Annotated in this window: 13 protein-coding genes; 3 read left to right on the forward strand and 10 right to left on the reverse strand. The window is 53.9% G+C overall.

The genetic code is table 11. The features are described from left to right. The first annotated feature begins 3 nt into the window (after positions 1-3). Positions 4-969 carry a L,D-transpeptidase LdtC gene (ldtC, locus tag O1723_RS13000; RefSeq protein ID WP_014883402.1) on the forward strand — a complete coding sequence of 322 codons (966 nt, stop codon included), beginning with the start codon at positions 4-6 and terminating at the stop codon, positions 967-969. A 73-nt stretch (positions 970-1,042) separates the two neighbouring features. On the opposite strand, the gene bhsA is transcribed toward ldtC, so the two are convergent. Continuing rightward, positions 1,043-1,300, reverse strand: coding sequence for a multiple stress resistance protein BhsA (gene bhsA / locus O1723_RS13005; RefSeq protein WP_023332711.1), 258 nt, complete (start codon positions 1,298-1,300; stop codon positions 1,043-1,045). A 244-nt stretch (positions 1,301-1,544) separates the two neighbouring features. On the opposite strand from bhsA, the gene comR reads away from it, so the two are divergent. Then, positions 1,545-2,180 carry a TetR family copper-responsive transcriptional repressor ComR gene (comR, locus tag O1723_RS13010; protein WP_014883400.1) on the forward strand — a complete coding sequence of 212 codons (636 nt, stop codon included), beginning with the start codon at positions 1,545-1,547 and terminating at the stop codon, positions 2,178-2,180. A 59-nt stretch (positions 2,181-2,239) separates the two neighbouring features. Here comR and O1723_RS13015 read toward each other — a convergent pair whose 3' ends face one another. The 8 genes from O1723_RS13015 to hinT form a co-directional block, all read right to left on the reverse strand. Beyond that, positions 2,240-2,779 carry a glycine zipper 2TM domain-containing protein gene (locus O1723_RS13015; RefSeq protein ID WP_008500779.1) on the reverse strand — a complete coding sequence of 180 codons (540 nt, stop codon included), beginning with the start codon at positions 2,777-2,779 and terminating at the stop codon, positions 2,240-2,242. 193 nt (positions 2,780-2,972) lie between these two features. Beyond that, on the reverse strand, positions 2,973-4,277 hold the full coding sequence (locus O1723_RS13020; RefSeq protein WP_023337096.1) for an NAD(P)/FAD-dependent oxidoreductase: 1,305 nt from the start codon (positions 4,275-4,277) through the stop codon (positions 2,973-2,975). Positions 4,278-4,514: 237 nt separating this feature from the next. Then, a complete protein-coding gene (ycfP, locus tag O1723_RS13025) occupies positions 4,515-5,057 on the reverse strand; it encodes an alpha/beta hydrolase YcfP (RefSeq protein ID WP_014883398.1) in 543 nt (180 codons plus the stop codon). A 34-nt stretch (positions 5,058-5,091) separates the two neighbouring features. Further along, positions 5,092-6,117, reverse strand: coding sequence for a beta-N-acetylhexosaminidase (nagZ, locus tag O1723_RS13030; protein ID WP_032645350.1), 1,026 nt, complete (start codon positions 6,115-6,117; stop codon positions 5,092-5,094). Between the two features lie 11 nt (positions 6,118-6,128). Further along, positions 6,129-6,953 carry a thiamine kinase gene (gene thiK / locus O1723_RS13035; RefSeq protein ID WP_023332708.1) on the reverse strand — a complete coding sequence of 275 codons (825 nt, stop codon included), beginning with the start codon at positions 6,951-6,953 and terminating at the stop codon, positions 6,129-6,131. Next, entirely contained in the window at positions 6,934-7,581 is a 648-nt protein-coding gene (gene lpoB / locus O1723_RS13040) for a penicillin-binding protein activator LpoB (protein WP_479983836.1), read from the reverse strand. Before lpoB ends, thiK begins: the two co-directional genes overlap by 20 nt. 10 nt (positions 7,582-7,591) lie before the next feature. Beyond that, the gene (locus tag O1723_RS13045) at positions 7,592-7,966 is read right to left on the reverse strand and encodes a YcfL family putative periplasmic lipoprotein (protein ID WP_023332707.1); all 375 of its coding nucleotides are present in this window, start codon (positions 7,964-7,966) and stop codon (positions 7,592-7,594) included. 1 nt (position 7,967) lies between these two features. Further along, entirely contained in the window at positions 7,968-8,327 is a 360-nt protein-coding gene (gene hinT / locus O1723_RS13050) for a purine nucleoside phosphoramidase (RefSeq protein WP_008500786.1), read from the reverse strand. A gap of 349 nt (positions 8,328-8,676) precedes the next feature. On the opposite strand from hinT, the gene fhuE reads away from it, so the two are divergent. Then, positions 8,677-10,866: a ferric-rhodotorulic acid/ferric-coprogen receptor FhuE gene (gene fhuE, locus O1723_RS13055; protein ID WP_248191167.1), complete on the forward strand. Its 2,190-nt coding sequence runs from the start codon at positions 8,677-8,679 to the stop codon at positions 10,864-10,866. Positions 10,867-10,964: 98 nt separating this feature from the next. On the opposite strand, the gene ptsG is transcribed toward fhuE, so the two are convergent. Beyond that, complete coding sequence (gene ptsG / locus O1723_RS13060; RefSeq protein ID WP_014883391.1) at positions 10,965-12,398, reverse strand: PTS glucose transporter subunit IIBC; 1,434 nt, start codon at positions 12,396-12,398, stop codon at positions 10,965-10,967. Between the last annotated feature and the right edge of the window lie 158 nt (positions 12,399-12,556).

The raw sequence follows: 12,556 nt of genomic DNA on the forward strand, positions 1-12,556 counted from the left end.
GTGATGATGACCTCTTCGCGTTTTACCCGCTGGATAACCCTGTTTACGCTGGCTGCCGCCGTCGCGGTTGCACTTCCCGCTCGCGCAAACACCTGGCCTCTTCCACCGCCTGGCAGCAAGCTGGTCGGGGAAAACCGCTTTCATGTGGTTGAAAATAATGGCGGTTCACTGGAAGCCATTGCCAAAAAATATAACGTCGGTTTTCTGGCTCTGCTGCAGGCGAACCCCGGCGTCGATCCGTATGTCCCGCGCGCGGGCAGCGTACTGACGATCCCGTTACAAACTCTCCTGCCGGATGCCCCGCGCGAGGGGATCGTCATAAACCTGGCTGAGTTACGTCTCTATTATTATCCGCCGGGTAAAAATGAAGTGACCGTCTACCCTATCGGTATCGGTCAACTGGGCGGCGACACCCTGACACCGACGATGGTGACGACCGTCTCGGATAAACGGGCGAATCCAACCTGGACGCCAACGGCCAACATTCGCGCCCGTTATAAAGCCCAGGGCATCGATCTTCCCGCGGTTGTTCCGGCTGGCCCGGATAACCCAATGGGGCACCACGCGATCCGCCTGGCGGCATACGGTGGGGTTTACCTGCTGCACGGAACGAATGCCGACTTTGGCATCGGCATGCGCGTCAGCTCCGGCTGTATTCGTCTGCGCGATGACGATATCAAAACGCTGTTCAACGTCGTTACGCCGGGGACTAAAGTGAATATTATCAACACACCGATTAAAGTCTCTGAGGAGCCGGGCGGCGTACGGCTGGTCGAAATTCACCAGCCGCTTTCAAAAAATATCGGCGACGATCCGCAGACGTTACCCATTAACCTGAATGCTGCGATGGTGAGCTTTAAAACGAATGCGAATACCGAGAGCCAGGTGATGGAACGTGCGATGGAGGCCCGGTCAGGCATGCCGACCGATGTCACCCGGCATCACGATATCGTTCAGCAGTCGATGTAAAACAGAACGTAAAACGCCCTGCTTAGCAGGGCGTTTTTTATTGCAGTGGCATAAATGAGGGTTTATGCCCGGCTTATTTGTAGATGACAGCCGTGCCGTGCAGCGTGTTAGGACCGGTCACAGAGGTGATGCGGTAGGATTTTGCACCCATTGCTTCCGCTTTTTGTGCCAGCTGATCTTCCAGTGAACCCAGGTTAGTCCCGGCAGACGCAGAGATCGTCCCGACTTTATGCTGATCGGCTGGCGTTGACTGAACTTGTACAGCAGCAAAGCTTGCGAAAGAAAGTGAACTCAGTACGGCTGCAGCGATGAGGGTTTTTACGTTTTTCATGATGTTTACCTTTGGCAGATGAATTTGGAGGTCGTTAGCGATTTAGTTAACGATCGATAGGTAAATCATAAATGTGATCCAGCTCACGCGTCAACATAATTTTATAACGAGCATTAATTAATTTTTAAAGTCTTTAATTTTCATACATATATGATTAATTTATTTTTAAGCATTCTGCACTGGTGATGGGTTGCGTTTATTTTTATAATGGTTATTCAACAAATCAACAGAGGACCAACGGCAAATGACAACCGACGTCACGAGTTGTGCGAAGAAAAGCCGTGGCCGACCAAAAGTGTTTGACAGGGATGCAGCGCTTGATAAGGCCATGACTCTCTTCTGGCAACATGGGTATGAAGCGACCTCGCTTTCCGATCTGGTAGAAGCCACCGGCGCCAAAGCACCGACGCTCTATGCTGAATTTACCAACAAAGAGGGGCTGTTCAGGGCAGTGCTGGACCGATACATTTCGCGCTTTGCAGCGAAACACGAAGCCCAGCTGTTTTGTGAAGAGAAAAGCGTTGAACAGGCGCTACGGGATTACTTCACCGCCGTTGCCACCTGCTTCACCAGCAAAGATACGCCCGCGGGCTGCTTTATGATTAACACCTCCGCCACCCTGGCGGCAGCGTCGAAAGAGATCGCCAATACGGTGAAATCGCGTCATGCCATGCAGGAAGAGACGCTCAGCGCATTTCTGGCTCAACGCCAGCAGCGCGGTGAAATTCCCGCGCATTGTCAGCCGCAGATGCTGGCGCAGTACCTGAGCTGTATTTTGCAGGGTATGTCGATCAGCGCGCGTGAAGGCGCGACGCTGGAAAAACTGCAGAATATAACCGAAACCACACTACGCTTGTGGCCTGAACTCCTCAAAATTTGAGGTAAAAAAAAGCTCCTCAGCCTGAGCGCTTGAGGAGCTAAGTTCAGAGAACATCTTTTTTACACTTTGTTATTCAGTACCAGCTGGCCATTTCCATCCAGTGGGATTTGCGTTCCTGGGTCTTTATCCATACGGATTTTGCCCTGCTGATCGCCAATTTTGTAGGTGACGTCATAACCCAGCATTTTTTCCGACTTGTCATAGACGGTTTTACAACGCTGCTGAGTCGTGGTGTAAGTATCGTTATCCTGCATCGCACCCTGCACCTGGTTGCCGGCATAGCCGCCACCCAGCGCACCAACGACGGTCGCGACATCTTTACCCCGGCCACCGCCAAACTGGTGACCAATTACCCCACCCGCTACCGCACCCAGAACAGAGCCGGCAATACGGTTTTCATCCTGTACCGGACGACGGTGGGTCACGGAGACGTTACGGCACTCCTGACGAGGGGTTTTTACGGTTTCTTTAATGGGAGTAGCAGAAACCACCTGCGCATACTGCGGGCCGCGATCTAATACGTTGAGACTGGCAACAGCAGCCACACCTAACGCCGCTGCGACACCAATCCCTATACCCGCCAACATAGATTTATTCACGGGACTTCCTCCTTTGTTGCTATTGGTAACAATTTTGCAATGAAGCCACGGCTTCGCCAATAAGACAAAGGATCAAAAAGTGGACACTGGAGAGGGATATATCATGTTTAGGAGAACTCTTAAGCACCTAATCCATGACGGGCAGCATGATATGCTAAAAACTCCCTCCGGAGGGCCCGGAGGGAGTGAAAGATTAGTGGAGTTTAAGACGCGGACGGATGACGCGGTTGATTCTGCCCACCAGCATCATCAGACCCGTTTTGAAGTAGCCGTGCAGTGCGATCTGGTGCATACGGTACAGTGAAATATAGACAAAGCGTGCTATGCGCCCTTCTACCATCATTGAGCCACGCATCAGGTTACCCATCAGGCTACCGACGGTTGAGAAGTTGGACAGCGATACCAGAGAGCCGTGGTCTTTATAGACATACGTCTTCATCGGTTTGCCTTTGTACTGCGCCAGAATATTATGCAGCACCAGGCTTGCCATCTGGTGCGCAGCCTGAGCACGCGGCGGCACGAAGCCACCTTCAGGGCGCGCGCAGGAAGCACAGTCGCCAATTGCAAAGATTTCCGGGTCGCGCGTGGTTTGCAGCGTTGGCTCCGTCACCAGCTGGTTAATGCGGTTCGTTTCCAGACCACCGATATCTTTCATAAAATCAGGTGCTTTGATACCTGCCGCCCAGACCATCAGATCCGCTTTGATGTACTCACCGTCTTTGGTGTGCAGACCGCCTTCGTCGGCGCTTGTCACCATCGTCTGTGTCAGCACCCGCACACCCAGTTTGGTGAGTTCATTGTGCGCCGCACCGGAGATACGCGGAGGCAGCGCCGGGAGGATGCGTTCACCGGCTTCGACCAGCGTGACGTTCAGCGCGTCGTTTGTTAACCCTTTATAGCCGTAGCTGTGCAGCTGTTTCACCGCATTGTGCAGCTCAGCAGAGAGCTCTACCCCCGTTGCCCCGCCGCCGACAATTGCAATGTTAACCTTGCCATTCGCACCCATGTTATTGGTGTACTTCAGGAACAGGTTCAGCATCTCCTGATGGAAACGACGTGCCTGGTGCGGGTTATCAAGGAAGATACAGTGCTCTTTCACGCCCGGCGTGTTGAAATCGTTAGAGGTACTGCCCAGCGCCATTACCAGCGTGTCATACGCCAGTTTGCGTTCAGGAACCAGCAGCTCGCCTTTTTCATCACGCAGTTCTGCCAGGGTGATGGTTTTGCTTTCACGGTTGATATCCACCACGGAACCCAGCTGGAACTGGAAATGGTGATTGCGTGCGTGCGCCAGATAGCTCAGCGCATCCACGCCCTCATCCAGCGATCCGGTCGCCACTTCGTGCAGCAACGGTTTCCACAGGTGACTGTGGTTACGATCCACCAGCGTGATTTTGGCTTTTTTACCACGACCCAGCTTCTTACCCAACTGTGTGGCCAGCTCCAGCCCGCCAGCACCACCGCCTACAATCACTATCTTTTTCAATGGCGTAGTCAACGTGACCCCCTCAAATTATTAACCAATTGTTAATTAAAAGTTATAAAAATAACCCTTAATTAACAACAGGTTACAGCACTGAAACCATTCAGGTGAATTGAGAATACCACGTCAGGCGCATTGGTCATACCAAAATTGATATGCATCAAGTTTTGATGGCTTAAAAGTAGACAATTCTGGACAAAAAGAAACCCGGTACGCATTAGCGACCGGGTTCCGGAGGTGACTGACTGGGGCTTAGCCCAGCGTTTTAAAGGCTTTTATGCGCTGCAGATGTGGGGAGATGTTCTTGAACTTATGGGTCTGTTCTTCATCCCAGACAATCTCATAGTAATGATGCAGAAGCTCCGCAGCCCGGTGGCTGTTGAGCGCCTCATCATTACGCGAAAGGATCACCAGACACCGGTCGCGGTTTTTATCGCGAAAATTACTGACGCACTTGGTGGCAATATCGACGTACTCTTCCGGGCGGTCAATTTTGCCTTCCATGTTCTCATTCGGGAAAAGGTTAGGATTAAATACAACCTGGCGTATGTCGCACAGAAAACCAATCCGCTCTGCCCAGTAGCCACCCAGGCCCACGCCGCAAATCAGCGGGCGATCGTCGATATTAAGCTGCAGCATCTTGTCCACTTCTTTGAGCAGATGCTGCATATCATGCTTCGGATGGCGCGTGCTGTAGCTGATCAACCGGACATCGGGATCGATAAACTGCAGCTGCAACACCTTCTCATGATTACCTGGACTGTTTGAGTCAAAACCGTGTAAATAGATGATCATTGTCTTCTCACCATGCGACGCCTTCCGGGAGGGATTACAGGCTGGCTTTGTGCGCCTGCCAGCGCTCATTCAGGTCTTCAAGCCGGGCGTTGACCGTCTTCCAGCGCGCCGAATCCATCAGCTCCTGACGGGTAAATGAACCTTTATGATACAATTGTGTAACACGCTCTGCATTGATCGGCGACAGGTTATCCAGCACGCTAACAGACCCTTTACGATTATTGCAGACCAGGATCATATCGCAACCTGCGTCCAGCGACGCCTGACCGCGTTCTGCATAGCTGCCCATAATTGCCGCCCCTTCCATCGACAAATCGTCGGAGAAAATCACGCCATTGAAACCCAGCTCCTGGCGCAATACGGTTTTCAGCCAGTGCGGAGAGCCACTGGCCGGCCGCGGGTCGACGTCGCTGTAAATCACGTGGGCAGGCATGATAGCGTCAAGTTTGTTATCGGTGATAAGTGAACGGAACACCGACATATCTTTGGCACGAATTTCCGCTTCCGGGCGCGGATCGCGCGGGGTCTCTTTATGGGAATCCGCCGTCACGGCTCCGTGGCCCGGGAAGTGTTTGCCGGTGGTTTTCATACCTGCATCGTGCATCCCGTCGATAAATCGGGTCGCCATTGCCAGTGCAATACGCGGATCTTCATGGTATGAGCGCTCACCAATCGCGGCGCTGATATGGCCCACGTCCAGCACCGGGGCGAAGCTGATGTCGATATCCATAGCAATCATTTCACTGGCCATCAGCCAGCCAGCGTCCTGCGCCAGTTTTCCCCCCTCTTCCGTCCCGAGCAGCGCGGCGAAAGACTGGGCAGCCGGCAGATGGGTGAAACCGTCGCGAAAACGCTGCACGCGCCCGCCTTCCTGATCGACGGCCACCACCAGATGGTTACGCGACGCGGCGCGGATCTGACGCACCAGCTCGCGCAGCTGCGCCGGATCGTGATAGTTGCGGGTAAACAGGATCAGGCCGCCCACCAGCGGATGCGCCAGAATGTCACGCTCCTCCGCATCCAGCTCAAACCCTTCAACATTCAACATGACTGGACCCACACTCACCTCTCTTATCCTTTCGTTTGTAACTGACGCCAGGCATCGTTTGCCAGCGCAATAAATTGTTTATCTCTGGACTGCTGAAGGCGCATTTCAAACCAGCCCGCCATCAGCATAATGACCCAGGGTCGCCAGCGTCTCACCTGACGAGCCAGCGCGTCGGCGTCAATATGCGCTACTCTGGCATACTCTCTGATGAGCGTCAGCCGCGCGGCGTCACTTTCCGTCCAGACCGCGGCCAGCTCCAGCGCCACATCGCCGTCTCCGGCATATTCCCAGTCAATAAGTCTGGCTCCTCCTGACGTATGCACAATGTTCCCGGCGTGTACATCCATATGTAACGGTGAGAGCCGAATCGGTTGCGGCTCGCCCGCTTTACGCAGCCGTTTGAGATGCGCAAGCCAGACTGGGGTACGTCTTTTCGGGGAGGCTTGCTGCCAGTAGTGCTCAAGCAGCGGAAGTAACGCGATTCGCCACCCCAGACGCTGTTGCTGGTGCAGATGATACAGCATCGCCGCGAGCTCCGGGGTGTCCGGCAGCGCGCTTTTCACCTCGCCCTCAAGATAGTCGACGGCCATCCAGCCCTGTCGGAAAAAACGGGGTTCCGGCACGAGATCCGACGGAAGACGTCTGAGGGCACGAAACTGACGACGAAAATGGAAAGCGGGCGCGAAGGGATCGTGATTATGTCGTAAGACCAGACGGTGCGCGCCCTGCTCCAGAATACAACTCGCGCCGCCAAGCCCGGAGTGGGCCTGCGGCGCGATAAGGCGGTACTGCGGAAAATAGCGCGTCAGGATCGCATCACGCGTGCTGTCATTGTTGCGTAACCGCACCTTTACCTGACCAGATAATTTCGCCTGTCTGAACCAGCATCAGCTGCATCTGCAGGGCTGGGGTATTCACGTTGCCGGTCGCATTAGAGTACAGCACATACTGGGCGCCAACGTTGCGGGCAATCCCAATCGCCTTGCTGCGGGTGCCGAGGCTATCCTGCGGCGACAGGCCGAGTTGCTGTTTGGCCACCGCGAGCTGCTGAGCAGAGACCAGCGTAAACTTGCCGTTGTTCGCCAGGGCATTGCGCAGGGTTTCCGTCGCTTCGCCCGCGTTCAGCGAACCGTTAGTACGGTTGTTCACGCTGTCGACCAGCAGCACGCCGCCTGCCGTCACGCCCTGTGCCTGCAGCATTTTACCGACCATCGGTTGCATTGCACCGTTCCAGTCATAATGGCGCACGCGCGGCGTAGGCTGTGACGTCTGGTCCGGGTGCTCAATTGGACCAGGCTGTGACGGAATGGACGGTACAGACGGCACGGTTGGCTGTGGCTCCGTTGGCTTTGTCGGCTGCTCAGTACCCGGTTTAGCCTCTTCTACAGGTGCAGGCTGTTCAGTACGGGTCACACACCCTGCCAGAAACAGAGCGAAAGCGTTCACGAGCGCATAACGGCTCAAATTTTTAATCAAAGTTCACCCCTTACAGATAAAGATAAAGTCTTACCTTATGTGCACCCAAATAGCTGGCGCTGTCATAGATCGTTACCGACGACCTCGCCGGGAGGGTGACGCTGCGCGGCGCCTCCAGCGGATGCATTTCAAGACCTCTTACGTCATACCAGAAAAAACGGTAGTGGACCGTCACGGGTTCATTTCGTTCGTTAAAGAGCGCAGAGGAGGCTGAAGACTTAATTTCACTGACGGTTAACGCGGGCTGTTGCGCCGTAATACCCGCCGCCAGCACGGAGGACTCCATCACCAGCGTCTGTTCATCGCTCACGGGGATCGCCGGGCGCGTGCTGCATCCCACAATCATCATCGTCATTACCAGCGCTGCAATACGCCCTTTAAACATGTCAAAGACCTTTGTGTGCCAGCATCGGCCCCAGAGGACGTCCACCCAGCAGATGCATGTGAATATGATAAACTTCCTGGCCGCCATGACGATTACAGTTCATGATCAGACGGTAACCGTCTTCCGCTATGCCTTCCTGCTCGGCAATTTTCGCCGCCACCGTCAGCATACGACCTAACGCCACTTCGTGCTCGGTTTTTACGTCATTTACGGTCGGAATCAGAATATTGGGAATGATAAGGACGTGTGTCGGTGCCTGGGGGGAAATGTCCCGGAAAGCCGTCACCAGTTCATCCTGATAGACGATATCCGAGGGGATTTCGCGACGGATAATTTTACTGAAAATCGTTTCTTCAGCCATGACCTTTTCCTTTTTTGTTAAATCTGGCGTGGTGCGTCCGCTGATAACACACTCTCGGGAAGACTGTGTGACACAATCCAAGAGTATGAGCGAGTTTCTCCTGTCCTTTCAACCTTCTCCCCCGAATTCTTTCCTGAATCTTCATCAGCTGAATGAAGAGTGACCGCTCAGGCGTATTCACTGGCTGAAACATTATTTCAGTTCCGCTCGACACATCTGTTTACAGCATTAATGGCAATGCGTATATTTCGCATTTGCATTTTCATGGCATTTTTAACATAGAAAACGACGTCAGACCGCGATCGCGGGACTGATGCTACCAACCTTCACCGTTCTTAAGGGTTTGATCATGTCTTTCAATCATCATACCAGGGATGGCCAACGTCAGCCTGTCGCAACGCCTTCGTTGCTGGCAGCCTGTATTGCTATGGCATTGATGCCAGCCGTGAGTTTTGCCGCCTCCACAGACGAAGATACCGTTGTGGTTGATGGCGGTTTCGATAACGCGCCAGCCTTGTCCGACGGGCAGGATCGGGACTACAGCGTCAAGACCACCACCACCGGGACCAAACTGCTCCTCGTGCCTCGCGATATTCCGCAGTCCGTCAGCGTCATCAGCCAGCAGCGCATGGCGGATCAAAACCTGCAGTCTATCGGTCAGGTGTTAACCAATACCACTGGCGTGACGGCGCAGGTTCAGGACAGCGACCGTACCGTATTTTACTCACGCGGATTCTTCGTGAGTAACTATGCGTACGATGACCTGCCGACCTCCATCAGCGAAGTGTGGAACTTCGGCGATACTGCCGCCGATACCGCGATTTATGACCGTATCGAAGTGGTACGCGGCGCAACCGGCCTGATGTCCGGGACGGGAAACCCGGCGGCCTATGTCAATATGGTGCGCAAGCATGCAGACAGCAATGAATTCAAAGGTAATGTCAGTGCCAGCTACGGCAGCTGGGATAAACAGCGCTACGTGCTGGATCTGCAGGCGCCGCTGGTGGAGTCCGGCAAGATACGCGGCCGCCTGATTACGGGCTATCAGGATAACGACAGCTTTGTTGATAACTACCACTACCGTAAAAAATTCCTCTACGGCGTGGTGGATGCAGATGTGACCGACAGCACGACCCTTTCTGTCGGCTATGAATACCAGGAAAGCAACACCGAGGATCCGACCTGGGGCGGATTGCCAACCTGGAACAGCGACGGGAGTAAAACCCATTACGATCATAGCCAGACCGTAGCGCCAAAGTGGGCATATTCGGATAAAGATAACACCCGCATTTTCGCCAACCTGACTCAGCGCTTTGACAACGGCTGGGAAGCCCACATCAACGGCATGCATGCTGATACGAATTTCGACAGCAAACTGATGTATATGTCCGGCTATCCCGATCAAGCGACCGGTGCAGGCATGGTGGGCTATGGTGGCTGGAACAAAGGCGAGCGCAAACAGGATGCGGTTGATGCCTTCCTGCGGGGCGGATTCGATCTCTTTGGCCATCAGCACGAAATGATGTTTGGCGGCAGCTTAAGCCGCCAGCGCAACCATTATGACAATAGGATGCCGGATGCGTTATACGGCATGGTCGACGTGGGTAATTTCAAAAACTGGAACGGGGATATTGCCGATCCTCAGTGGACGCCATGGAAGCTCTATAGCCAGGACGACATCCGTCAGTCATCGGCCTATACTTCCGCCCGCTTCTCGCTTGCCGATCCGCTGCACCTGATCCTCGGGGCGCGCTATACCAACTATAACATTCGCTATAACCCGGCGGGCTCTCCGGACACCCGTCTGGAAAGTACCAAAGATGACGTCACGCCTTACGCGGGCCTGGTCTACGACATTAATGAAGACTGGTCGACTTACGTCAGCTATACCTCAATCTTCCAGCCTCAGGACAAGCGTAATGCCAGTGGTCGTTACCTCGACCCAACCACGGGTAAAAGCTATGAAGCCGGTGTGAAAGCGGACTGGTTCAATACCCGCCTGACCACCTCGCTGGCAATTTTCCGCATTGAACAGGATAACGTGGCGAGCAACACTTATACCTACATGCCGAGCGGTGAATCCATTTATGAATCGCTGGACGGTGTGGTGAGTAAAGGGATTGAGTTCGAGCTTAACGGCGCGCTGACGGATAACTGGCAGCTAACGTTCGGCGCAACCCGCTACATTGCTGAAGATAAAAACGGCAACGCAGTCAGCTCCGATCAGCCGCGCACAACCATGAAGCTGTTTACCCGTTATCAACTGCCAATGCTGCCAGAACTAACCGTGGGCGGTGGCGTAAACTGGCAGAATAAGGTGTGGACGGATGTGGACGGCGGCCCGGCGGGACAATCACGTGCAGAGCAAGGCAGTTACGGGCTGGTTAACCTGTTCAGCCGTTATCAGGTCACCAAAGAGTTTGCCGTCCAGGCTAACGTCAACAACCTGTTTGACAAAGAGTATTACGATTACGTCGGCTCTTATGTGGTTTATGGCGCACCGTTGAACGTCTCGGTGAGCGCGAGCTACGACTTCTGAGTGTTTAGCCGGGTGGCGGCTGCGCCTTACCCGGCACAACAAACCGCAGCAATAAAAAAGGCAGCCATTCGGCTGCCTTAGTCTCCCCTGCTCACAGCTTAGCTGTTGCGGATGTACTCATCCATTTCGGTTTTCAGGTTATCGGATTTAGTACCGAAGATTGCCTGAACACCAGAACCTGCAACAACCACGCCCGCTGCGCCCAGTTTTTTCAGACCCGGCTGGTCTACTTTCGCAACATCGGCAACGCTCACACGCAGACGAGTGATACACGCGTCCAGGTTAGTGATGTTCTCTTTGCCACCGAACGCTGCAACCAGGGCCGGAGCCATTTCGCTGGTCACACCTGCTTTGCTGTCTTCAGTTGCATCTTCACGGCCTGGGGTTTTCAGGTCCAGTGCTTTGATCAGCACGCGGAAGATGGTGTAGTAGACAACGGCATAGCACGCACCCACGATTGGGAACAGCCACAGTTTGCTGCTGTTACCGGACAGAACGATAAAGTCGATCAGACCGTGAGAGAAGGACGTACCGTCACGCATACCCAGCAGGATACAGATTGGGAACGCCAGACCCGCCAGAATCGCGTGGATAACGTACAGAATCGGCGCAACGAACATGAAGGAGAACTCGATCGGCTCGGTGATACCGGTCAGGAACGAGGTCAGCGCTGCGGAGATCATGATACCGCCCACTTTTGCACGGTTCTCTGGTTTAGCAGAGTGCCAGATTGCAATCGCAGCAGCCGGCAGGCCGTACATTTTGAACAGGAAGCCACCAGACAGTTTGCCTGCAGTTGGATCACCTGCCATGTAACGTGGGATATCACCGTGGAATACCTGGCCCGCTGCGTTGGTGAATTCACCAATTTGCATCTGGAATGGAACGTTCCAGATGTGGTGCAGACCGAATGGCACCAGGCAACGCTCGATGAAGCCGTAGATACCAAACGCAACAACCGGGTTCTGGTAAGCAGCCCACTGAGAGAAGGTCTGGATCGCGGAACCGATTGGTGGCCAGATGAAGGACAGGATCACGCCAGTGAAAATCGCTGCCAGACCAGAGATGATCGGAACGAAACGCTTGCCCGCGAAGAAGCCCAGATACTCAGGCAGCTTGATGCGATAGAAGCGGTTAAACATATACGCTGCAATCGCACCGGAGATGATACCGCCCAGAACACCGGTGTCTGCCAGGTGTTTCGCGGCAATCTCTTCTGCCGGTAAATGCAGAACCAGAGGCGCAACCACAGCCATGGTTTTCACCATGATGCCGTAGGCAACCACTGCAGCCAGCGCAGAAACGCCGTCGTTATTGGTGAAGCCCAGCGCCACACCGATCGCGAAGATCAGAGGCATGTTAGCAAAGACGGAACCGCCTGCTTCGGCCATCACATGGGAAACTACGGCTGGCAGCCAGCTGAAGTTTGCAGAACCGACACCCAGCAGGATACCTGCGATAGGCAGTACGGATACTGGCAGCATCAGCGATTTACCGACCTTTTGCAGGTTAGCAAATGCATTCTTAAACATAATTGAGAGTGCTCCTGAGTATTTGTGCTTTTTTTTACGCTTTCACGCATTGGCCCGGGGGGAGTACCGTGCCGTGGACAGGACATCTAAGCGCCCTTTATTTATTACACAGAGTAAAATAATTCCCTCTGGGATTGTTTGACGGCTATCACGTTTCA

Source organism: Enterobacter cloacae complex sp. HYC080_NIDB (assembly GCF_056673325.1).